15 protein-coding genes are annotated in these 22,834 nt (G+C 74.1%); 9 read left to right on the forward strand and 6 right to left on the reverse strand.

Going from position 1 to position 22,834, the window contains the following annotated elements:
* Nucleotides 1–52: 52 nt before the first annotated feature.
* The 5 genes from ACIA6A_RS01390 to ACIA6A_RS01410 all read left to right on the forward strand — a co-directional run bounded on the left by ACIA6A_RS01390 (nt 53) and on the right by ACIA6A_RS01410 (nt 13,170).
* The gene (locus ACIA6A_RS01390) at nt 53–766 is read left to right on the forward strand and encodes an energy-coupling factor ABC transporter permease (RefSeq protein ID WP_396095380.1); all 714 of its coding nucleotides are present in this window, start codon (nt 53–55) and stop codon (nt 764–766) included.
* Entirely contained in the window at nt 763–1,113 is a 351-nt protein-coding gene (locus ACIA6A_RS01395) for a PDGLE domain-containing protein (protein ID WP_396095381.1), read from the forward strand. The genes ACIA6A_RS01390 and ACIA6A_RS01395 overlap by 4 nt, the downstream gene beginning before the upstream one ends.
* Entirely contained in the window at nt 1,114–1,875 is a 762-nt protein-coding gene (gene cbiQ / locus ACIA6A_RS01400; RefSeq protein WP_396095382.1) for a cobalt ECF transporter T component CbiQ, read from the forward strand.
* The gene (locus ACIA6A_RS01405; protein ID WP_396095383.1) at nt 1,872–2,612 is read left to right on the forward strand and encodes an energy-coupling factor ABC transporter ATP-binding protein; all 741 of its coding nucleotides are present in this window, start codon (nt 1,872–1,874) and stop codon (nt 2,610–2,612) included. Before cbiQ ends, ACIA6A_RS01405 begins: the two co-directional genes overlap by 4 nt.
* Nucleotides 2,613–2,742: 130 nt before the next feature.
* Complete coding sequence (locus ACIA6A_RS01410) at nt 2,743–13,170, forward strand: beta strand repeat-containing protein (protein WP_396095384.1); 10,428 nt, start codon at nt 2,743–2,745, stop codon at nt 13,168–13,170.
* Between the two features lie 20 nt (nt 13,171–13,190).
* Here the strand turns inward: ACIA6A_RS01410 and ACIA6A_RS01415 are convergent, their stop codons facing one another.
* Complete coding sequence (locus ACIA6A_RS01415) at nt 13,191–14,477, reverse strand: DUF1479 domain-containing protein (protein ID WP_396095385.1); 1,287 nt, start codon at nt 14,475–14,477, stop codon at nt 13,191–13,193.
* A 92-nt stretch (nt 14,478–14,569) separates the two neighbouring features.
* On the opposite strand from ACIA6A_RS01415, the gene ACIA6A_RS01420 reads away from it, so the two are divergent.
* A complete protein-coding gene (locus ACIA6A_RS01420) occupies nt 14,570–15,712 on the forward strand; it encodes an ROK family transcriptional regulator (protein WP_396095386.1) in 1,143 nt (380 codons plus the stop codon).
* A 14-nt stretch (nt 15,713–15,726) separates the two neighbouring features.
* Here ACIA6A_RS01420 and ACIA6A_RS01425 read toward each other — a convergent pair whose 3' ends face one another.
* The 4 genes from ACIA6A_RS01425 to ACIA6A_RS01440 form a co-directional block, all read right to left on the reverse strand.
* On the reverse strand, nt 15,727–16,587 hold the full coding sequence (locus ACIA6A_RS01425; protein ID WP_396095387.1) for a Cof-type HAD-IIB family hydrolase: 861 nt from the start codon (nt 16,585–16,587) through the stop codon (nt 15,727–15,729).
* A gap of 367 nt (nt 16,588–16,954) precedes the next feature.
* On the reverse strand, nt 16,955–17,995 hold the full coding sequence (locus ACIA6A_RS01430) for a LacI family DNA-binding transcriptional regulator (protein WP_396095388.1): 1,041 nt from the start codon (nt 17,993–17,995) through the stop codon (nt 16,955–16,957).
* A gap of 119 nt (nt 17,996–18,114) precedes the next feature.
* Nucleotides 18,115–18,297: a hypothetical protein gene (locus ACIA6A_RS01435; protein WP_396095389.1), complete on the reverse strand. Its 183-nt coding sequence runs from the start codon at nt 18,295–18,297 to the stop codon at nt 18,115–18,117.
* Nucleotides 18,298–18,309: 12 nt separating this feature from the next.
* Nucleotides 18,310–18,975 carry a TetR/AcrR family transcriptional regulator gene (locus ACIA6A_RS01440; protein ID WP_396095390.1) on the reverse strand — a complete coding sequence of 222 codons (666 nt, stop codon included), beginning with the start codon at nt 18,973–18,975 and terminating at the stop codon, nt 18,310–18,312.
* A 122-nt stretch (nt 18,976–19,097) separates the two neighbouring features.
* On the opposite strand from ACIA6A_RS01440, the gene ACIA6A_RS01445 reads away from it, so the two are divergent.
* Nucleotides 19,098–19,952, forward strand: coding sequence for a shikimate dehydrogenase (locus tag ACIA6A_RS01445; protein WP_396095391.1), 855 nt, complete (start codon nt 19,098–19,100; stop codon nt 19,950–19,952).
* A 40-nt stretch (nt 19,953–19,992) separates the two neighbouring features.
* Here ACIA6A_RS01445 and ACIA6A_RS01450 read toward each other — a convergent pair whose 3' ends face one another.
* Nucleotides 19,993–20,778, reverse strand: coding sequence for a phytanoyl-CoA dioxygenase family protein (locus ACIA6A_RS01450; RefSeq protein WP_396095392.1), 786 nt, complete (start codon nt 20,776–20,778; stop codon nt 19,993–19,995).
* A gap of 100 nt (nt 20,779–20,878) precedes the next feature.
* Between ACIA6A_RS01450 and ACIA6A_RS01455 the strand changes: the two genes are divergently transcribed.
* Together ACIA6A_RS01455 and ACIA6A_RS01460 are read left to right on the forward strand one after the other, a co-directional pair.
* Nucleotides 20,879–21,748, forward strand: coding sequence for a GyrI-like domain-containing protein (locus ACIA6A_RS01455; RefSeq protein ID WP_396095393.1), 870 nt, complete (start codon nt 20,879–20,881; stop codon nt 21,746–21,748).
* A gap of 70 nt (nt 21,749–21,818) precedes the next feature.
* The gene (locus ACIA6A_RS01460) at nt 21,819–22,814 is read left to right on the forward strand and encodes an NAD-dependent epimerase/dehydratase family protein (protein WP_396095394.1); all 996 of its coding nucleotides are present in this window, start codon (nt 21,819–21,821) and stop codon (nt 22,812–22,814) included.
* Nucleotides 22,815–22,834: the final 20 nt, after the last annotated feature.

The raw sequence follows: 22,834 nt of genomic DNA on the forward strand, positions 1-22,834 counted from the left end.
GGGTCGGCCAAATATGCTGCGGAAGCCACATCGGCGTTCCTGGGGAGGATCGATGGACACACAGGCGATGCACATCGCCAACGGGATCGTGGACGGGCCGGTGTCGGCACTGTTCGCCGTCCTCGCCGTGCTGGCACTCGCGTTCTGCGTGTGGCGGGCCCGGGCCGACCTCGACGACCGGCTGGCACCGATGGCCGGGCTGGTCGCCGCGTTCATCTTCGCGGTGCAGATGCTCAACTTCCAGGTGCTGCCCGGCGTCTCCGGCCACCTGCTCGGCGGCGCGCTCGCCGTCGTCCTGGTCGGGCCGTGGGTCGGCGCGCTCTGCGTCTCGACCGTGCTGATCGTGCAGTGCCTGCTGTTCGCCGACGGCGGCCTCACCGCGCTCGGGCTCAACATCACGAACATGGCCCTGATCGGTACGGCCGCCGGCTACCTGCTCGTCGCCGGGCTCATGCGGGTGCTGCCGAAGACCCCGGGCGGGGTGGGGGCGACCGCTTTCATCGCCTCGGTCGTCGGTGTGGTCCTCGCGTCGCAGGGCTTCGTGTTCGAGTACTGGCTGGGCGGCACCACCGACCTCTCCCTGGCCACCGTCGCCGGCACGATGGCCGGTGTGCACGTGCTGATCGGCATCGGTGAGGGCCTGATCGCGGCGACCACGGTGGCGACCGTGGCCCGGGTCCGCCCCGATCTGGTGTACGCGCTGCGCCGTTTCCGCCCGGCGGCACCGGTCGCCGAGCCCGTCGTCACCACCGGAGGTGCGGTGTGAGCAAGCGACTCGGCTGGTTCCTGGCCGGCGGCCTGCTGGTCGCCCTGCTGCTGGCCGGCGTGGTCAGTTCGTTCGCCTCGGGCAGCCCCGACGGCCTGGACGCGACCGCGCGGGAGGGCTGCACGTTCGACGCCGGCGGCGAGATCACCGGCGGCACGTGCATGCTGCAGAAGGAGCAGGACCACCAGATGGCCGGCAGCCCGCTCGCGGACTACGGCATCAGGGGCATCGACAACGAGTATCTGTCGACCGGCCTCTCCGGTGTGCTGGGCGTGCTGATCACCTTCGGGATCGGCGGCGGCGTCTTCTGGCTCGCGCGCCGGCGCGACACGAAAGAAAAGGTCTAGATGGGGGCGGGTCACGCGCATCCGCTGCACCTGGAGCGGGACAGCCCGGTGCACCGCCTCGCGCCGGAGGTGAAGGTCCTCACGACGCTGCTGTTCACGATCGTGGTGGTGGCCACCCCGCGCACCGAGGTGTGGGCGTTCGGTGGTTACGCGCTGCTGCTGGTGGCGGTGACGGTGCTGGCGCGCGTACCCGGATGGTGGCTGGCCAAGCGCGCGACCATCGAGCTGCCGTTCGTGCTGCTCGCCGTGGCCCTGCCGTTCGCGGGGCACGGCGAGCGCGTCGATTGGCTCGGGATGTCGCTGTCGGTCGACGGGTTGTACGGCGCGTGGAACATATTCGCCAAAGGCACCCTGGGCGTGCTGGCGTCGCTGCTGCTGGCGGCGTCCACCACGATGCGTGACCTGATCCTCGGGCTGGACCGGCTGCGCTGCCCGTCGGTGTTCACCCAGATCGCCACGTTCATGCTGCGCTACCTCGACATCCTCGCCGACGACGCCCGGCGGATGCGGATCGCCCGGTTGTCGCGCGGCTACGACCCGCGGTTCCTGTGGCAGGTGAAGGCGTTCGCGGTGAGCGTGGGATCCTTGTTCCTGCGGGCGTACGAGCGGGGCGAAAGGGTCTACCTGGCAATGGTGTCGCGCGGTTACGACGGGCGGCTGCCCCGTCCGGAGGCGGGTGGGGCGACGGCCGCACAGTGGGCGCAGTCGGCTGTGCTGCCGATGGCGGCCGCGGCGATCGCCCTGCTGGCGGTCCTGCGATGAGCCTGGCGATCCAGGGCCTGACCTACGCCTATCCCGACGGCAGCGTGGCGTTGCGCGGTGTCGACCTCACGGTGGCCGAGGGTGAGCGGGTGGCGTTGCTCGGCCCGAACGGCGCCGGCAAGACGACGCTGGTGCTGCACCTCAACGGCGTGCTGCACGGCGGCGCCGGCACCGTCGACATCGGTGGGTTGCGGGTGGACGGTCGCGACCGGGCCCGGCTGGCCGAGATCCGCCGCCGGGTCGGGATCGTGTTCCAGGACCCGGACGACCAGTTGTTCATGCCGACGGTCGCCGAGGATGTCGCGTTCGGACCGGCGAACCTCGGGCTGCGCGGCGCCGAGCTGCGGACCCGGGTCGACGAGGCGCTCGAGGCGGTGGGCATGGCGGAGCACCGCGACCAGGTGCCGCACCACCTGTCGTTCGGGCAGCGGCGGCGGGTCGCCGTGGCCACCGTGCTGGCGATGCGCCCGGAGCTGCTGGTGCTCGACGAGCCGTCGTCCAACCTGGACCCGGCGAGCCGGCGTGAGCTGGCCGAGATCCTGGTGGATTTGCCGGTGACCGTGCTGATGGTGACGCACGACCTCCCGTACGCGATGCAGCTCTGTGCCCGTTCGGTGATCCTGGACGGCGGCCGCATCGCGGCCGACGGCCCGACCGCCGACATCCTGGCCGACGAGGCCCTGTTGCACGCGCACCGGCTGGAGCTTCCCTACGGTTTCCACCCGGTACGCGGTTAGCGAGCGGCGTACCCCCAAAATCCGAAAAACGAAGACTGCTCGGATAAGTCCGTTCTAGGGTTCGCTGGTGCCGACCCGCGCGCTCCAGAAGATGAAAAAGGTGGCTTTAGCAGCCATCACGCTTCTCCTTGTGCTTCTGATGGGGCCGCCGATAGCCGCGTACGCGGCGGCCGGAGCCGTGACCGCCACCGGGCAGGGCGCGCGGATCAGCATCGACGTGCTGCTCGGCCTGGTGCCGCTCGACATCAGGCTGCCCGACCCGGCCAGGACGTGGAACACGGTCACCGGCGGTGCCGCGCAGAGCGCCAACGTCGTCGGCACCAACGTGCCCGGGGTGCTGAACCTCGGTGCGGTCAGCGCCTCGGCGGGACCGTCGGCCCCCGGTGGCGCCACCGGCTCGGGCGGGACGGCCGGGCTGAGCCTGCTGGGCGCCGTCTCGGTCGGGGCGATCAGCACGAGCTGCACGATGAACGCCTCGACGCTGGCCTCGACCACGGACATCGCCAACCTGAACATCGGCGGCGCGGTGGTCAACCCGTCCGCGAACCTCGCCGTCGGCGTCCCGGGCGTGCTCAACGCGACCGTCGACCGCCGGATCGTCGCCTACAACAGCGGCACGGGCAAGCTCGACTACACCGTGCGCGCGCTGGACATCGGCCTGCTCGAGGGCGGTGCCGTGCTCGACGGCTCGGTCATCGTCGGCGAGTCGATCTGCTCGGGCATCGTGAAGCTCGGCGCGGTGAACCGGACCCCGGCGTCGTTCGCGCCCGGTGAGAACGGCACCCCGAGGGTCACCGTGACCAACACCGGTGACGTGGCGGCGCCGAACACCACGATCCGGATCCCGCTCCCGCCCACCGGATACACGCTCGGGACCCCGACCGTGGGCGGTGGCGGCACCTGCACGACCAACACCACCCACGTCGTGTGCACCGGGGTGACCGTCCCCGGCAACGGCAACGTGGCGGTGTCGCTGCCGGTGTCGCTGGCCGCGTCGGCCGTCTCCGCCGCCGACTGGTCCCCGGCCGCGTCGACCATCACCGCGGTGAGCACCCCGGTCGCGGCGGTCACCGGCACCACGATCAGCGTCAGCGGCGGCGGCACCCTGGTGAACCGGCTCGCCGCACGGAGCACCAGCGGCTCGGTCACCGTCACCCCGAACACCCTGGCGGCCGGCAAGCAGGCCACCACCACGGTCACCGTCACCAACGACGGCCCGTCCGACGCGACCACCACGGTCACCATCCCGCTCGCGGACAAGCCCGCCGGGATCTCGGTCGTCTCCGCGACCGTCGGCGGCGTCGCCTGTGGCACCAACGCCACCGCGATCACCTGCCCCAACGTCACCGTGCCGGGCGGCGGCACGGCCACCGTCAGCGTCCGGGCGGCGGCGACCACCACGACCGCGCCCGGGGTCACCTGGACCGTCACCGGCGTCACGGCGAGCCTCAACGGCGTCGCGGTCAGCGGCGACGGGCGCCTGTTCACGGTCAGCGACCCGGACGTCAACCTCGACGCCGGGGTGAGCATCACGCCGGCCACCGCGGTGCCCGGCGACGGCCCCGCCACGCCGACGGTGCGGGTACGCAACCTGGGCATCATCCCGGCGACCGGCACCACGATCACACTGCCCGCGCCGCCGGCCGGATACGCCGTCGGCGCCGTCACCACGACCGGCGGCGGCACCTGCACCAGCACGGCCGGCATCCGCTGCACCGGCGTCACCGTGCCGGCCACCGGCACGGTCACCGTCTCGGTGCCGGTAACCCTGGCCCCCGGCGTCACCGCGAACTGGTCGGCCGGGGCGGGTGACCCGGTCACCGCGACCAGCGGCGACTCCACCGGTACGGCCACCGGCGCCATCGTCACCGCAGACCCGCGCTGGACGCTCACCGCGACCGCCACCGGACCCGCCGCGCGCACCGTGCGGCCCGGGCAGCCCACCACGATGACCGTGGTCGTCTCCGACAACGGCCCCTCCGACGCGCGGAACGCGAGTTACGTGGTCGTGGCGCCGCAGGGCACCACGTTCGACAGCCCGCGCACCGGTGCCGCCGCGGACTGCACCCAGCTCTCCCCCACCACCGTGCGCTGCACCGACGACATCCCGAAAGCCGGGCCGGCGATCACGCTGACGCTCCCGCTGCTGGTCTCCGCGCAGGCCGACCCGGCGACGCCGCTCACCGGCGGTTGCGCAAGCCTGAACGACGACACCGACTGCGACGACCCGCAGGACGTGCCCCTGCCGTCCATCCAGCTGCGTACCCCGATCGCGAACCGGCTCACCGTCACCACCACGGCGGCGACCGTCGTGCCCGGTCGCAGCGGCACCGGCACGGTCGGCCTGAGCTCGACCCAGGACGAGGACGACCTGGTCGTCACCATCCCGACGACCGGCCTGCCCACGGGCTTCACGGTCACCGGGACCACCGCCCCGTCCGGCGCGTCGTGCGTCGCCGGGACGACCGCGATCTCCTGCACCGGCGTCGACCTGACCGCGGGCGCGGCCGCCCGCACGATCGGCGTGACCGTGGCGGTGGCCTCCTCGGTGACACCGCCGGCGACCTGGAACGTCAGCCCCGCCACGGTCTCCGACGGCGGTGAACAGGTCACCACCGGCGGCGCCCTCACCGTGGCGGGCACCCCCGAGTACCAGCTGACCGCGACCGTCTCCGGCCCGGCGGACAACACCGTCGAACCGGGCGAGACCACCGAGCTGAACCTGACCGTCCGCAACGCCGGGCCCTCCGACGCCCCGGCCACCGTGTTCGGGGTGATCCCGCCGACCGGCACCACGTTCGGCACCCCGGCCGGTGCCGCCGCCACCGCCTGCACCGTCGCCCCCGGCGGCGCGAGTGCGTCCTGCACGGTCACGCTCGCCGCCGGTGTCTCCAGCCCACAGCTGACCCTGCCGGTGGTCATCCCCGGCGGCGCGGACGTCACCACCCCATACGGTGGCGCGTGCGTCGACCTGAACAACAACGGCACCTGCGGCGGCGCCCCCGACGTGGCGTTCGACCCGATCATGCTGAAGGTGCCGTTCGACCAGCGGGTCACGGTCTCGGCCACCCCGGCCACGGTGACCCCGGGTGACGAGGCCACCGCCACGCTGGACGTCAACGCCGTGCACGGCGACCTGAGCGGCCTGACCGTCACCGTGCCGCTCGTCCTGCCCGCCGGCCTGAGCGTGCGCAGCGCGACCCTGTCCGGCGCCACCTGCACCGTCGGCGCCTCGATCGTCTGCACCGGCGTCGGCGCCGAGAACGGCACCAGCGCCGGCATCGCGATCGTGGTGGCGGCGGTCCCCTCGGCGGCCACCGGCACCACCTGGACCGCCACCGGCGTCACCGTCTCGGACGGCACCGACCAGGTCACCGCCTCGCCGCTGCTCGCCACCGTCGGGGCCGCCGGCTACCGGCTGCGGACCACGGTCACCGTGCCCGACCCGGGCACCCTGCAACCCGGCGACGGCGGCACCATCGGCGTCAACGTCGAGAACCTCGGCCCGTCCGACGCGGTGAACGCCCAGATCCAGGTGATCGCCCCGGCCGGCGTCACGTTCGGCCCGCTCACCGCGCCGACGGCCGACGACTGCACGCTCAGCCCGGACAACCTCCGCGCCGTCTGCACGTTCGACCTGGCCGACGAGGCCGACGCCGACTACGCGTTCCCGATCGTGCTCGCCCCCGGCCTCGACCCGGACGAACCGGTGGAGGGCGGCTGCGTCGACCTCAACAACAACGGCGTCTGCGACCCGGGCATCCCCGGCACCCCGGGGGACCCCGGTATCCCGGCCATCTACCTCGCCACGCCGCTGGCGGACGTCCTCACCGTCGGCACCACGCCCGGCACGATCGTCCCCGGCCTGTCCGGTACCGGCCGGGTGACGCTGAAGGCCACCCGCCCCGAGAGCGGCCTGAGCGTCAGCATCCCGCTCGACGAGCTGCCGCCGGGGTTCACCGCCCCGTCCGCGACCGTCGACGGCGGCACCTGCACGACCGGACCCACCGCGATCACGTGTACCGGGGTCACGCTCACCGCCGGCACCCAGAAGGACGTGATCGTGCAGGTGGCGGTCGCCTCCTCGGTCGTACCCCCGGTGTCCTGGTCCGTCTCGGAGATCGTCGTCTCGGACGGCACCGACTCGGTCACCGGGACCGGCACCGTCGCCGTCGCCGGCCCGCCGCGTGACGCGGTCACCGCGACGGTCACCGGTCCCCCGGACGGCACCGTCACCGCGGGTGGCACCACCGCCCTGACCGTGGTCGTCACCAATGCCGGCCCGTCCGACGCGACCGCCCGCACGTTCACCGTCACCGCGCCCACCAGCACCACGTTCGGCCCGCTCACCGGCGATGCCGGGACGTCCTGCGTCCGCGCCGGCGACACCGTGTCGGTGACCTGCACCGTGACCCTCGCGGCCACCGCGAGCACGCCCGACCTGGTGCTGCCGCTGCTCGTCGACGCCGACGCGGACCCGTTCACCCCGCACGGCGGGGGCTGCGTCAACCTGTCCGGCACCCCGGGCTGCGCCGGCACCGGCGACAAGCCGGTCCCGCCGATCGTGCTCAAGGTGCCGTTCGACCGGCGCGCCCAGCTCGTCACCGCTGCCGCGACCGTGACCCCGGGAACCGAGGAGACCGCGACCGTCGGTGTCACCGCGCTGCACGGCGCACTGAGCAACCTCACACTGACCGTGCCGCTGGGCGCCGTACCCGGCTCGCTCACCGTCACCCCCGCCGACGCCGCCTGCACCACGGCGGGCGGGCAGATCCGCTGCACCGGCATCACCGTCGCCGACGGGCAGACCACGAGCGTGACCCTGCGCGTACGGGCGACCCCGGCCGCCGCCGAGGGCACCTCCTGGACCGCCACCGGGGTGACCGTCGACGCCGGTGGCGGCGACCAGCTCACCGGCGACCGGCAGCTGGCCGTCGTCGGCCCGCCCGTCGCCCCGCTGTCCGCGGTCGTGACCGCGCCGCAGAACCCGATCCTGCCCGGCGGTTCCGGCACGCTGACCGTGGACGTCGACGACCTCGGCCCGTCCGACCGGGCCACCGCCACCATCGGCATCGCCGTCCCGGCCGGCAGCACGCTGGGCACACTGACCGGCCTGAGTGCCCAGCGCTGCACCGCCAACCCCGCGAGAACCCGGCTGACCTGCACGTTCAGCATCACCGCGGCGGCTGACCCGCTGCGCTTCGAGGTGCCGCTGGACGTGCCCGCCGGCGCCGACCCGCGGACCCCGCTGCCCGGCGGCTGCGTCGACCTGAACAACGACAACGCGTGCACCGAGCCCACCGACAAGCCCATCCCGCCGTTGCAGCTGGCCACCCCGTTCAGCCAGCAGGTGACCATCAGCACCACCCCGGCCACCGTGACCCCGGGCCGCACCGGCGTCGCCCGGGTCGTCGTGGCCACCGACCCGGCGCAGACCGGCCTGACCATCGTCGTGCCGCTCACCGACAAGCCGGGCTACGCGTTCGTCGGCACGCCCAGCGTCGCCCCGAACGGCACCTGCGTCAGCGACGCCACCCAGGTCCGCTGCACCGGCGTGAGCATCGCCGCGGGCAACGCCGCCACCGTACGGATCCCGCTGTCGGTCACCGCCGCCGCCCCGGCGAGCGCGACCTGGACCGCCGCCGGGATCACCGTCACCGACCAGGACAACGCCACCGCGACCAGCACCGGCGTACTGCTGAACACCGGCACCGCCAGCTACCGGCTCACCGGCACCACGACCGGGCCCGAGGCCGGGACGGTGCTGCCCGGTGAGACCGCCGAGGTCACCCTCACGCTGGACAACACCGGCCCGTCCGACGCCGCCGACGCGCCGGTGACCGTCAACGCGCCGCCCGGGACCACGTTCGGCCCGCTCTCCGGCCCCGCCGCGGACTCCTGCACGGCGTCCCCGGCCGGCACCGCGCTCGCCTGCCGGGTCAGCCTCGCCGCCACCGACGACCCGCTGACCTGGACCCTGCCGATCCGCATCCCGGCCGACCGCAGCACCGCCACCGCGGTCACCGGCGGCTGCGCCGACCTGGACGGCGACAACGCCTGCGGCGGCACGTACGACGTGGTCCTGCCCGACATCACGCTGCGCGCGACGCTCGACAGCCTGCTGACCGTGAGCGCCGACAACCCGGCGATCACCCCCGGTGACACCGGCACCGCGACGCTCAGTGTGCAGTCGTCGCAGCAGCGGGACGGCGTGACCGTCCGGATCGACACCGCGACGCTGCCGGCCGGTCTCACGCTCACCACCGCCACCCGCGGCGGCACGAACTGCCCGGTCACCGGCGGCATCGCCGAGTGCACCGGCGTGGACCTCGCCGCCGGCGGCACCGTCCGGATCGCCCTCGCGCTCAGCGCCGACCCCGGCGCCGCGGCCGCCCCCTGGTCGCCCTCGGTGACCATCGTGCGGGGCGCCGAGACCGCGACGCGTACGGTGCCCACCGCCACCGTCGGCGCCCCCGTGCACCCGCTGTCCGTGGCCGTCCAGGTCCCCGCCCCCGGCACGCTGCTGCCCGGCAGCACCGGCGACCTCGACGTCACCGTCACCAACGCCGGCCCGTCGCTGTACCGGCAGGCCCGGGTGCGGTTCGTCCCGCCCACCGGCCTCACGTTCGCGCCGCTGACCACGCCCGCGTCGACGTTCTGCACCGGCACGGCGACGCTGGTCGACTGCACCCGCGACCTGCCCGAGGGCGACCTCACGTTCGTCCTGGGAATCGTGGTGCCCGCCACCGCCGAGACCGACGAGCCCTACGACGACGGCTGCTACGACGCGAACATCGACGGCGCCTGCACGAACCCGCCGGACACGTACTTCCCGCCGATCGACCTCGAGACCCCGCTCGACGAGGACGTCACCCTGAGCACCGACCCGGGCACCGCCGTCCCCGGCGGCCCGGCCGTCAGCGGATACGTCGTGGCGGACGCCGACGCGGCCCGCACCGGGCTGACGCTCACCGTGCCCACCGGCGCGCTGCCGGCCGGCTTCACCATCACCGGCGCGACCGGTCCGGCCGGCTCCACCTGTACCCGGACCGCCGGCATCGTGTGCACCGGCGTCGACCTGAGCACCGGCTCGCAACGGGTCCTCACGGTCACGGCGACCGCCGCGGCGAACCTCGGCACCGGCGTCACCTGGAAACCGGCGGTCACCCTGACCGACGGCTCCGGGCAGAGCATCGGCACCGCCACCACGCTGATCGGCACCGGCGACCCGGACGTCGACATCACGTACGTGTCGTCGCTCCCGGCCGGGACCACCGAACCCGGCGGATCCACCACGCTGACCGTCACCGTGGACAACGTTGGCGTCTCGGACGCCACCGGCGTGACCACCGGCGTCGTCGCACCGGCCGGCACCACGTTCGGCGCCCTCACCGGCGACGTCCTCGCCGACTGCGCGCCCAACCCGGCCGCCGACCGCCTGGCCTGCCGCTTCGACCTGGCCGCGACCGCCGCCCCGAGACTCTGGTCGATCCCGATCCCGATCCCGGCCGACGCCGCGGCACCCGCCGTGCTCGGCGGCGGCTGCCTCGACAAGGCCTCCGACGGCGCCTGCACCGGCGACGACCCGCTGCCTGCCGTGAACGTGAGCCGCACCCTCTCCCAGGCGCTCACGGTCAGCGCCGACAACGTGTCGATCACCCCGGGGAACACCCGGATCGCGACCGTGACCGTGACCTCGGCCGACGCTCGCGCCGGACTGACCGTCACCGTCCCGTTCGCCGGGCTGCCCACCGGGGTCACCGTCACCGCGGCGCGGCAGGGTGGCACCACCGACTGCGTCATCGCCACCGGCACCGCGACGTGTTCCGGCATCAGCCTGACCGCGGGCGGCAGCACGGGCATCGCGCTCACGCTGAGCGCCACGGCCGCCGCCGCCCAGGGCGTCTGGAGCCCGGCGATCGCCGTCGCGCAGGCGGCCGCCACGGTCACCCGTACCGTCGCTGTCGCCACCGTCGGCGCCGCCGCCAGCACGCTCACGGTGACCGTCGTCCCGCCCGCGCCGGGCACGGTCCTGCCCGGCGGTGTCGCCACCCTGGCGGTGACCGTCGCCAACAGCGGACCGTCGAACGCCCGCGCCAGGCGGGTCGCCTTCACGGCGCCGGCCGGCACCACGTTCGGCACGCCCAGCGTGAGCTACTGCGTGCTGACCACGACCACGGTCGCCACCTGCACGGTCGACGTCGACGCGGCGAGCGACGTCCGGTTCACCCTGCCGGTCAACGTGCCGGCCTCCGCGACCGCGGGCACCCCGCTGCCCGGCGGCTGCGTCGACTCGGTGGGTGACACCGGCTGTGACGACGACCTGCCCCCGATCGTGCTGGGCGTCCCGTTCAGCGGCCGGGTCCAGCTCAGCGTCACCCCCGCCACCGTCACGCCCGGCACGACCACGAACGCGTTCATCCGCACGACCAGCACCGCGACGACCGCGGTGACCGGCACGACCATCGTCGTCCCGCTCACCGGTCTCCCGGCCGGCCTGACGGTCACCGGGTACGGCGGCCCGAACGGTTCGACCTGCACCCGGGACACCTCCCCGAACCAGGTCCGCTGCACCGGCGTCACCGTGGCCCAGGGCACCGGCAGCCTCATCACGCTGGCCGTCAACGCCACCGCCGCGCTGCGCGCCGGGGTCACCTGGACCGCCACCGGCATCACACTCACCGCCGGCACCGAGTCGGCCACCGGCGGCGGCACCCTCGCCGTCACCGGCACCCCGGTCGCGCCGGTCACCGCGTCCCTCGTGGGCCCCGGCGGCACGCTCAGCCCGGCCGACATCACCAGCCTGGCGGTCACCGTCGTCAACCCGGGCCCGTCCGACGCGACCGGCGTCACCGCCACCGTCACGGCACCCTCGAACAGCGCGTTCGGCGCCCTGTCGGGCCAGGCCGCGATCGACTGCACGGCCGCCGGCACCACGACCCTGAGCTGCCGCTTCGACCAGGCGGTGGGCGCGGGCAAGCTCTGGACCGTCCCGGTCGTGGTGTCCTCGGCCGCGGTCGACGGCGACCTCGTCGCCGCCGGCTGCGTGACCGTCGGCACCGGCACCGCGGTCTGCGGCGGCTCGGCCACCGTGGTCGAGCAGGCCGCCGACCGGCCGGTCCGCGACACCGCGACCCTGACGATCACCCCGGCCACCGTCCCGGCCGGCACCGCCGGCTCCGGCACGATCGCGATCAGCTCCGAGGTGGACCAGGACGCGCTGACCCTCACGGTGCCGCTGGCCGGCAAGCCCGCCGGCATGACGGTCACCGGTGCCACCGCCGGCGACGCCGCCTGCACGGTCACCACCTCGACGATCACCTGCCCGGTCACCGGCCTCATCGCCGGGCAGGACCTCACCGTCACGATCGCGGTGACGGTCGGCACCGCGGTCACCGCGGGCACCGCCTGGCAGGCCGCCGGCGTCAAACTGGCGAACAACGCCGACGTGAGCGACTTCGTCACCGGCACCGGCACCCTGGTCACCACCACGGCCGCGGGCTACACGGTCACGGTGACCGTCGGCGCCCCGTCGATCCCGCGCCCCGCGCCCGGGCAGACCACCGTCCTGCCGATCACCCTGAGCAACAGCGGCCCGCAGGACGCCGCTCCCTACACCGCGACCATCGTGCTGCCGACCGGCACCACCCACGGCACCCTGCCGGCCGGTTGCGCCGAGGGCAGCAGCGAGCGCGTGGTGACCTGCACCCTGCCGATCGCCGCCGACGAGACCGTACAACTGGCGCTGCCGCTGGTGGTCAGCTCCACCGCCACGGTCGGCACCACCCTCACCGGCGGCTGCGTCGACGCGGGCACCACCGGCACCTGCGGCGGGACCGGCGATCTGGCCCTGCCCAACCTGACCGTGGTCGCGCCGACCGTCGACCTCGACATCGAGTACTCCGACCCGGCCCCCACCGTCGTCAAGGGCAAGCCGATCCTGCTGAAGCTCCCGTACAGCAACAACGGCTCGCAGAGCGCTTCCGACGTCAGCTTCCTGATCGACCCGCCGGCCGGCACCACCCTGACCAAGGCCCTGGTGCTGCTCGACGCGTCGACGGCGGCCTTCACCGCCCAGGCCACCGCCGCCGACACGGTCCAGCTCACCTGCGAGGCCGCCCCGGACGTCGACGCCAACGCGGTCACCTGCACCGGCCCGGAGGCCCCGGTCGGCTCGAGCAGCGAACTCTGGCTGTACCTCGCGGTGGCCAGGACCGCCCAGGCCGGAAAGTACCCGGTCACGGTGCAGATCAGCACGACCAGCGCCGAGGGCAACACGGTCAACAACACCGCGACCGCCGAGCTGACCATCACCGCCGCCGCCACCGACGACCCCGGCGACACCGATGACCCGGACGACACCGGCGACGGCACCGACGACAACCCGTCGACCGGTACGGACAACGGCGGCGACGGCCTGCCCAAGACCGGCAAGGACCTGACCGGCCTGATCCTGCTGGCCGTCCTGATGGTCCTCGGCGGCGGCGTGGCCCGGGTGGGAGCCCGTGACCGCGGACCCCGCAAGCCCACCACCCCGGAGCCGGCCGACCGCTCCTGACCGGCGGCGACCCGTACCGGTCAGAGCGGGTCGAGGCCCAGGCCGCGGCGGCCGGTGGGGTTGAGGTCGGCGGGGTGGAAACGGTCCGGCCAGGTCCGTTCGTAGTGTTCCCCGGGGAAGTCGCCCGGGCTGGAGCCGGTCTCGAAGGCCTCCCGGACCGAGGCCGCGTACGCCTCGTTGCGGGGGCACCACGGGGCCGCCGGGATGTACATGACGTTGCCCCAGCCCCGCTGGTCCTGGACCGGGGCCACGCTGTGGATCATGTCGCAGTGCCACCAGACCGAGTCGCCGGCGCGGACGTCCGGGATGCCGCTGAGCGCCCGCATCAGCAGCGGGTGCCACTTCTCGCCGGCGGGGAAGACCTGGTTGACGGTGACACCGCACATGTCGTCGTCCGGGACGTCCGGCAGCAGGGGGCGCAGCATGAGGTAGGCCATGGCCTCGGGGACCGGCACGGTGTGCAGGACACCCTGGTCGTGGTCCATGTCGGACAGCGCGGTCCAGCCCTGGAACGTACGGAACGCCGAGCACATCGTGCTGCCCGGGTACTGCGGTCCCGCGGTCCGGTGGGCGGCGTCCCAGGGATCGTACTGTTCGGGGGTCCCGTCGAAGAGATGGCGGAACGCCTTCTGGAACGCCTCGGTCATCCAGAGGTCGAGGGTGCCCGGGTCGAGATGGGTGCCGAGACCGCCGGAGCCGGCTCCCTGCGGGCGGCGGCGGATCCGGTCGGGATAGAGCGAGTCGCGCTCCGGGTCGAACCACCGGGTCCCCTCGGACTCGTGCTTCCACCGGCTGTTGAGGAACGCCTGGACCCGGGCCATCCGGTCGCTCTGGCGGGCCTGCATCTGCGCCGGTGACCAGTACACCGGGTAGATCTCGGGCTTGGAGCCCACGCTGCCGAAGAAGTCGTCGCCCGGGCCGCGGTAGTTCTCGAAGAAGTGGTTGTCCTCGACGTAGCGCACGATGTCGCGGTCCCAGCCGAGGGCCTGCTCGCGCTCGAAGTGCCCGCGGACCACGAGGCAGCCGCGCCGCCGCAGGGCCGCGAGCTGGTCGGGGGTCACCGTGCCGGCGGCGATGTCGGCGTAGTCGATCACCGGCCAGACCGCTTCGCCCCGGCCGCGGACGGCCTCGATCTCCTCGACGGCGGCGCGCACGCGGTCCTCCACCACGGCGAAGACCTCCTCGACGGTACGGCCGGACGCGGCGATTCTCGTACGCAGAGCGGCCTTGACCTCGCGGATCGCGGCCCTGAGGTCGGCCGGTGTCTCTTCCCAGTGGGGCAACGCGGGCAACGTGGCTACCGACATGGTGGCGACTCCTTCTAGTCAAGTCTCCTTACTTGCAAGGACGGTACGGGTCGGCCGCTCTCCAGACAAGAGTCCTGCCTAGAATCGGCGGGGTGGATCCCGCGAAGCCGTCCCTGGACCTGGTGCGCACCCTCACCGACGAGCACGTCGTGCGCGCGCTCATCCGGCACCGGCGCCTGACCAGGGCCGAGATCGCCACCGCGACCGGCCTCTCCAAACCGACCGCGGGCGAGAGCGTCCGGCGCCTGGCCGAACGGGGCATCCTCGCCGACACCGGGGAACGCACCCCCGGCGGCCGCGGCCGGGGCCGGGTCGGCTCCTACTACGCCCTGACCCCGGACGCCGGCACCGCCCTGGCCATCCACATCGGGCCGGAGGGCATCGTGGCCGAGCGGGTCGACGCGTACGGCGACGTCCGCACCCGGACCACCCACCCCCTGGACATCCCCGCGGTCCCCAGCGACGTGGCCGCCGCCCTCACCGCGGCCCTCACCCCCAGCGCCGCCCCCTCCATCGCCGCCGCCCGCCCGGCGAGGGCGCGGCTGGCGGTGGTGAGCGCGGCCGACCCGGTGGACCGCCGGACCGGGCGCCTGCGCCGGATGCCGGACGCCCCGTTCCTGCTCGGCGACCTGGACCCGGTGGCGGTCCTGGACCCGCACGTCGACGGGCCGGTGACCGTGGACAACGACGTCAACTGGGCGGCCCGCGCCGAACGGGACGCGGCACCGGACCGGGACGACTTCGCGTACGTGCACCTCGGCGAAGGCCTCGGCTGCGCGATCGTCAGCGACGGCGAGGTCCGGCGCGGCGGCAGCGGGCTGGCCGGCGAGCTCGCCCACCTGACGACCACCGGCCCGGACGGCACGGCGATGTCCTTCATCGACGTCTTCGGGCACCTCGCCCTGCGCCGGCCGGGCTCCACCGCGATCGACGCCGGCCGCCTCCTCGCCGCGGCTGCCGACCCCGCGGTACGCGCGGGCCTCGCACGAGCCGTCGGCGGCGTCCTGAACGCCCTGGTGGCACTCGCCGACCCGGCAACGGTGATCGTCGGCGGCTCCTGGGGCGGGCACCCGGCGCTGCTCGCCGCGATCGCCGCCGAGGCGGGGCAGCTGCCCCGCCCGGTCCCGGTCCGGGCCGCGACCCTGACCGCCGAGCCGTCCCTCATCGGGGCCCGGGCCGACGCCGTCACCCGCCTGCGCGGCGCGATCGTCGAGGCCGCCACACGGGCCGGCTGAGACAGCCCGCGGGATCAGGGGCGGGCCGGCCGCCCGAGCAGATCGGCGAGGACCGTGACCACACCGTGGTCGCGGTGCGACGGAGCACGGTAACGGGCCCGGGCCGCCACCTCGGGGTGGGCGTCGGCCATGGCGAACGACAGACCGGCCGCGTCGAGCATCTCGAGGTCGTTGAGGTAGTCACCGAACGCCGCCGTCTGGGCCGCGGTGATGCCGAGCTCGGCCTGCAGCCGGCGGACCGCCGCACCCTTGTCGGCGGTGGCGCTCATCAGGTCGATCCAGTGCGGGCCGGAGACCACGACGCGGCGGGTGCCGTCGTGGAAGCGGGCCAGGTGCGGCGCGGTGTCGCGTTCGGCGTTCGCGAAGTCGTAGACGGCGACCTTGAGGAAGTCGTCGCCGACCGCCAGCAGATCGTCGACCGTGGACAGTGCCGCGTAGTAGCGCCCGGCCTCACCGAGGAACGCGTCGTCGGTCCGCTCGACGTAGGCGGACCGCTTGCCGCACACCACGACGCCGAGGTCCGAGCCCGCGGCCGTGAGCGCGCGCAGCGCCCCGATCACCTCGCGGACGAACGCCGGGTCGAGGACGTCGGAGCTGAGTTCGACCCCGTCCCGGACGACGTACGAGCCGTTCTCGGCGATGAACGACATACCGTCGATGGCGCGCTCGAACTCGCGGGCCAGCGTCGCGTACTGCCGGCCGGACGCCGGCGCGAAGACCACCCCACGCGCGCGCATGTCGTCGAGCAGGGGCCACAGCGCGTCCGGCACGCGGCCGTGCTCGTCGAGCAGGGTGCCGTCCATGTCCACCACGACGAGCCGCAGGTCGACCGGCCCGTCCGGCAGCGCCTCGGTGGTCGTCACGGTCGCCGTCATGCCATCTCCTCAACCCGCCCGGAAGCCCAGCCGGAAAGCCCAGCCGGAAAGCCCAGCCCGGAAAGCTCAGCCCGGAAAGCCCAGCCCGGTCCGGGAAGATCCCGACGCTACACAGCCGGCCGCCTCTCCCCGTGCCCGCGCGGCCCGGCAGTGACCCAGGCCGCACCCCCTAAATCATCCTAGGTTGCTGGGATGAAAGGGGCCAGTAGAGGTGCTCCGGCCTCCGGGGCGATGAACAGGCCGATCGCCGCAATACGCCACCGGATCCGACGGCCACGCTCCTCGGGCGGGAGAACGAGGGCGTGTGCGGGGCGCTGCTCACGGTCCTGCCCACCGGCCCGATCTCGCCTCGGCCGAACCGGGCCGGTCAGCGCACCGCGATCAGGGTGCCCCCGCGGGCCGGGGCGGTGAACGGGCGACGGCGGGCCGCGGTCGATCCGCGCAGGACCAGGCGGGTCGGGAGCGAGACCTGGTCGGCCGGGCGCGGGCCGGCGTCGTCGAGCAGGGCCAGCAGATTCCGTACGCCCATCGCGCCCATCTCCCGCAGCGGTGAACCGACCGTGGTCAGTCCGGGACTGATCAGCGCCGCCGCGGCCACATTGCCGAAACCGACGACGCTCACCTCGCCCGGCACCTGGATGCCGCGCGCGGTCAGGGCCCGGATCAGGCCGATCGCGATCAGGTCGTCGTACGCGATCACGGCGGTCGTGGGCCGGTGCAGCAGCTCCCCGGCGGCGGTCATGCCGCCCGCGACCGTCGGCGGGAACGGGCCGATCCGTCGTGACTGGACGCCGAATTCGCAGCCCGCCTGGCGCAGGGCCCGCCGGCGCATCCCGTCGGCCCAGGCGTCGGCCGGGCCCGCGACGTAGGTGACCAGCCCGTGACCGAGGCCGGCCAGGTGCGCGACCGTGCGCCGCATACCGTCCTGGATGTCCGGGACCACGCTGGGCAGCCCGGTGAGCCTGCGGTCGAGCAGCATCACCGGGCGGTGGGCGGCGAGTTCGCGCAGGGCCTCGTCGGGGGCGTGCGGGGCGGCGACCACCGCGCCGTCGACGCTGGACAGCGCCCGTTCGAGGGCCTCGCGCTGGCTGGGACCGTCGTCCTGGGCGTCGGCGACGACCGTGGTCCAGCCGGCTTCCCCGGCGGCCTCCTGTGCGCCGCGCAGCAGTTCGGCGGTCTCCGGGTCGGTCACGTCCGTGACGATGAGGGCGATCATGCTGGTACGGCCGGTGGGCAGCGCCCGGGCCATGGCGTTGGTGCGGTAACCGAGCTCGGTGGCCGCCGCTTTGATCCGGTCGACGGTGCCGGTGGCGACCCGCCCCGGGCGCGAGAAGGCGCGCGAGACGGTCGACGCGGCCACCCCGGCGAGGCGGGCGACGTCGTAGATCGTGGGCGCCCGGTTTGTCATCGCGCTCAGGCTAACCGGGACGAGCACCGCATCCGGCGCGTTCTCATGATTTGCCGCGACCGCCAGAGGCGAGGGATGGGGGCGGCGAGGTCCGGGCGGCGAGGTCCGGGCGGCGGGAGCTAGGCGGGGGTGCCGTCCCCCGGGCGCGGCGTCACGGTCCGGTCCGCGGGCTGCGGGTCGAACGGGCGGCGCAGCCGGGCCATCGCCTCGTCGCTGTGGTCGGCGGGGGCGCGCTCCGGCTCCGCGTCCTCACCGGTGGTGTCCCGGCGGAACTGCGGGTTGGTGACGTTCTCGGGAACCATGCCTTGCGGCTCCTATGGTGATGGTGAAGGTGGGGGTGCGGTCAGGTATGCAACGACCATATCGGCAAGCATGGTGCGGTAGTGCGGCCGCCGGGCCGGATCGACCAGATCGCGGCCGAAGATCGCGCCGAAGGTGTGCCGGTTGGCGACCCGGAAGACGCAGAACGCGCTGATCGCCATGTGCACGTCGAGCGCGTCCACCCCGTCGCGGAACAGCCCCTGCTCCCGGCCCCGCTCGAGGATCCCGCCGAGCAGGCTGACCGCCGGGGTGTTGAGGTGGACCAGGCTCGGCAACCGCCCGATGTGCTCACCGCGGTGGATGTTCTCGATGCTGACCAGCCGGATGAAGTCGGGGTCGGCCTCGTGGTGGTCGAACGTGACCTCGGCGACGCGCCGGATGGCCGCCACCGGGTCGAGGTGGGCCACGTCGACGCGCTGCTCGGCGGCGCGGATCCGGGCGTAGGCGGCCTGCAGGGCGGCGACGTAGAGCTGCTCCTTGCCGCCGAAGTAGTAGTAGATCATCCGCTTGGTGGTGCGGGTCCGGGCGGCGATCTCGTCCACCCGCGCCCCCGCGTAACCCCGGTCGGCGAACTCGGCGGACGCGACCTCGAGGATCTCGGCCCGGGTGCGCCCGGCGTCCCGGCGGCGTTGCTCGGCGGGGACCGGGGTGGCTGCCATGCGCCCAGTGTCCCACGCGGTGCCCAGTGCCCCATCCGATGCCCAGTGCCCCACGCGTGCTCTGTTGACCCGGCAGGCCCGGTTAACTAACGTACCAGTTCGTACATTGATGGAGGTGCCGGGTGCCGCAACGCTGTCTGGTCGGCCTCATCGGCGCCGGGATCGGCGCGTCGCTGAGCCCGGCGCTGCACGAACGCGCGGCCGACCGGGCCGGCCTGCGCCTGCTGTACCAGCTCATCGACATCACCGGGCTGGGCGCCGCCCCGAGCGAGGTCGGCGACCTGCTCCGGGCCGCCCGGCGGCTCGGCTTCCACGGCCTGAACATCACCCACCCCTGCAAGCAGGAGGTCGTCCGGCACCTCGACGACCTCTCCCCCGGCGCCGCCGAGCTGCGGGCGGTGAACACCGTGGTGTTCCGCGACGGCCGGGCGACCGGGCACAACACCGACCGGGCCGGCTTCGCCGAGGGTTTCGTGCGCGGGCTGCCCGGGGCCCGCCTGGGCGAGGTGGTGCAGCTCGGCGCCGGCGGGGCGGGACACGCGGTCGCGTACGCGATCAGTGGTCTCGGCGCGGGCCGGCTCACCGTCGTCGACCCGGACCCCGGCCGGGCCGAGAGCCTGGCCGCGGCACTGCGCGGACACGGCCGGCCGGCCCGCGGAGCCACCCCGGACCGGCTCGGTGAGCTGCTCGCCCACGCCGACGGCCTGATCAACGCGTCGCCGGTGGGCATGGCCGCGCACCCCGGGCTGCCCCTGCCGGCCGAGCTGCTCCACCCTGGACTGTGGGTCACCGACATCATCTACAGCCCACCACGGACGGCGCTGCTGCGGGCCGCGGCGGCGCTCGGCTGCCGCACCCTCAACGGCGGCGGCATGGTGGTGCACCAGGCCGCCGCGGCGTTCGAGCTGTTCACCGGCCACCGGCCCGACGTCGCCGCGATGGCCGCCGACTTCAGGGCGCTGTCCGCCCACGGGTAGGCCGATCGCGACGATGCCGGGACCGGCGAGGACGACCGGGTCAGCCGGCGCCGGGGGTGTCCAGGCCGAGGCCCCGGCGGATCGCGATCTCCACGGGTGAGTACGCGCCGTCGGCCCGCGCCAGTTCGTACGGCACGGCCGGCAGCAACGGCGGCTGGGCCATGAAACGCGGCCGCGCCCCGTGATGGGGTTGCGCCGCGTGCACCAGGAACGGATGGCACAGGAAGACGTCGCCCGGGGAGCCGGTGGCGAGGGCGAGGGGCCGGTGAGCGGAGACCGCCTCCAGCTCGGGTGCCAGGGTCAGGCCGCTCGCCCCGGCCGACCCGTACTTCTGCAGCACTCCCGGCACGTCGAGGTGCGAGCCGGCCCGGATCCGGGTCGGGGCGTCGCGCTCGCCGACCTCGCTGAACAGGAACAGCATCAGCAGCGCCCGGCCCCGGGAGCGCACATCGGTGAAGTACCAGCTCTCGCCCTCGGGCAGGTAGCTGCCCTCGATGTGCCAGCCGTCGTCCGCCGGTTCCTGCTCGTGCGGGAAACGCAGGGGGAACGTGCCCAGCGAGTAGCGCGGCTCCCAGCGTCCCGCGCCGACGAGCAGGTCGTACGCGTGGTGCAGGAACGGGGAGTTGGGCGCGGCGGCGAACGGCCCCTGCGCCATGCCGGGCACCCGGTGCACAGGCTTCGTCCACGTCGCCGGATCGCCGGGGTCGCAGCCCGTCTCCCGCCACAGCAGCCGGGCGCAGTCCGCGGCCACGCGGGGCGCGACGGCACCCGCCAGCTTCACGAAGCCGTCGCGCAGGAAGCGGGATACCAGGGTCGTGTCGTCCATGCCGCTATCGTGCGACGGCACCGGCCCCGGCCACCCGACACTTTTCGCGCCATCTCTGTCGGCGCGCCGTCCACCACGATCGACCCGGTACGGAGGCTTCATGATCCCGGCACTCAACCGGCTCGTCGACCTCGTCGAACAGGGCCTGCCCGGGGACCTCGACGTCACGGTCGTGGCCCGCACGCTGGGCACGACCGAGTACCACCTGCGCCGGATGTTCTCGTCGCTGGCCGGCATGCCGCTGTCGGAGTACGTGCGCCGGCGCCGCATGACCGTCGCCGCCGCCGATGTCGTCCGCGGTGAGCAGGACCTGCTGAGCGTCGCCGTCCGGCACGGATACGGCTCGGCCGAGGCGTTCGGGCGGGCGTTCCGGGCGGTCCACGGCGCCGGCCCCGGTGAGGTGCGCCGCGCCGGCGGTCCCCTGCGCACCCAGCCGCGGCTGAGGTTCCACCTGACCGTGGAAGGCGGCGAACGCATGGACACCCGCATCGCCGACCGACCCGGGTTCCGGCTGGTGGGGCACGCCGCCCGCGTACCGCTGCTCCACCACGGCGTCAACCCGCACATCCGGCAGCACCTCACCGCATTGCCCGCGGAGGAACACCCGCGCCTGGGGGCCCTCGGTGACACCGAGCCGGCGGGCCTGCTCGCGGTCAGTGCCGACCTCGACCCCGACCGCACCGAGGGCAGCGAGCTGACCTACCTGCACGGGGTCGCGGTGTCCGCGGCCACGCCGGTCCCCGGCGGTCTCGCCGTCATCGAGGTCCCGGCCGGCCGATGGGTGGTCGTCCGGACCACGGGGCCGCATCCGCGGACCCTGCAGCACACCTGGGCCACCACCGCGACCGAGTGGTTCCCCTCCAACCCCTGGCGGCTGCGGCCGGGCCCGGAGATCGTGGCGGTGCTCGATCGTGCGGACGACTTCAGCACCGCGACCTGTGAACTCTGGCTGCCCGTCGAACCGGCTTGACGGCTCCTGGCGTTCAGCCACGCGCGAACGTGGCTTGCCTGACCGTACGACGGGCTGGTCTGCTCGGCGGATGGAGATCCTGGTGCTCGGTGGGACGCAGTGGCTCGGCCGGGAGATCGCCCGGCAGGCCGTCGGCCGGGGGCACGACGTCACGTGCCTGGCCCGTGGTGAGAGCGGGCCGGTGGCGGACGGCAGCCGGCTCGTCAGCGCCGACCGCACCGACCCGGCCGCCTACGACGGGGTGCGGGACCGGCACTGGGACGCGGTGGTCGACGTCTCCTGGCAACCCGGATTCGTACGCCGGGCCGTCGCCGCCCTGGGTGATCAGGCCGGCCATTGGACGTACGTGTCGTCGGGCAACGCGTACGCGGCGTTCGACAAGCCGGGGGCCGACGAGTCGTCGCCGCTGCGGGACGGCACCGACCTCGACGAGGTGGACCGGGAGCTGTACGGCGAGGCGAAGGTGGCCTGTGAGCGGGCCTGTGCCGCGGTGCTCGGGGACCGGTTGCTCATCGCCCGGTCCGGGCTGATCGGCGGGCCCGGTGACACCAGCGACCGGTCCGGGGCGTGGGTGGCCCGGGCCGCCCGCTCACCGCGGGAGCCGCTGCTGGTGCCCGGCACCCCGGACGTGGCGACCCAGGTCGTCGACGTCCGCGACCAGGCCGCGTGGATCCTCGACAGCGCGCGGCGCGGCACCACCGGCGCGTACGACGTGGTCGGCCCGGTGGTGCCGTTCGGTGCATGGGTCGAGCTGTGCCGGGCCGCCGGCGGGCACACCGGGCCGGTGGTCGAGGTGCCCGCGTCATGGCTCGTGGAGCAGGGCGTCGAGCAGTACATGGGTACGGACTCCCTGGCCATGTGGCTGGTCGAGCCGGGACACGAGGGGTGGTCCACCCGTACCGGAGCGGCCGCCGTGGCCGCGGGCCTGCACCACCGGGACCGGGCCGCCATGATCGCCGACATCCTGGCCTTCGAACGGGCCCGCGGGCTGGAGCGGCCGCGCAGGGCCGGGTTGAGCCCGGAGAAGGAACGGGCGTTGATCTCCGCGTTCCGATCGGCGCGGTAGCCGGGGACCATCCGATCGAG

This window comes from Actinoplanes sp. NPDC051494, from assembly GCF_044454705.1.
In the GTDB taxonomy this organism is placed as follows: domain Bacteria; phylum Actinomycetota; class Actinomycetes; order Mycobacteriales; family Micromonosporaceae; genus Actinoplanes.

Bases quoted from the DNA above. Each gene is read 5' to 3' on its own strand.
- ACIA6A_RS01390 (WP_396095380.1), top strand. From the start codon at position 53: ATGGACACACAGGCGATGCACATCGCCAACGGGATCGTGGACGGGCCG.
- cbiQ (WP_396095382.1), top strand. From the start codon at position 1,114: ATGGGGGCGGGTCACGCGCATCCGCTGCACCTGGAGCGGGACAGCCCG.
- ACIA6A_RS01405 (WP_396095383.1), top strand. From the start codon at position 1,872: ATGAGCCTGGCGATCCAGGGCCTGACCTACGCCTATCCCGACGGCAGC.
- ACIA6A_RS01415 (WP_396095385.1), bottom strand. From the start codon at position 14,477: ATGTCGGTAGCCACGTTGCCCGCGTTGCCCCACTGGGAAGAGACACCG.
- ACIA6A_RS01425 (WP_396095387.1), bottom strand. From the start codon at position 16,587: ATGACGGCGACCGTGACGACCACCGAGGCGCTGCCGGACGGGCCGGTC.
- ACIA6A_RS01430 (WP_396095388.1), bottom strand. From the start codon at position 17,995: ATGACAAACCGGGCGCCCACGATCTACGACGTCGCCCGCCTCGCCGGG.
- ACIA6A_RS01435 (WP_396095389.1), bottom strand. From the start codon at position 18,297: ATGGTTCCCGAGAACGTCACCAACCCGCAGTTCCGCCGGGACACCACC.
- ACIA6A_RS01440 (WP_396095390.1), bottom strand. From the start codon at position 18,975: ATGGCAGCCACCCCGGTCCCCGCCGAGCAACGCCGCCGGGACGCCGGG.
- ACIA6A_RS01450 (WP_396095392.1), bottom strand. From the start codon at position 20,778: ATGGACGACACGACCCTGGTATCCCGCTTCCTGCGCGACGGCTTCGTG.
- ACIA6A_RS01455 (WP_396095393.1), top strand. From the start codon at position 20,879: ATGATCCCGGCACTCAACCGGCTCGTCGACCTCGTCGAACAGGGCCTG.
- ACIA6A_RS01460 (WP_396095394.1), top strand. From the start codon at position 21,819: ATGGAGATCCTGGTGCTCGGTGGGACGCAGTGGCTCGGCCGGGAGATC.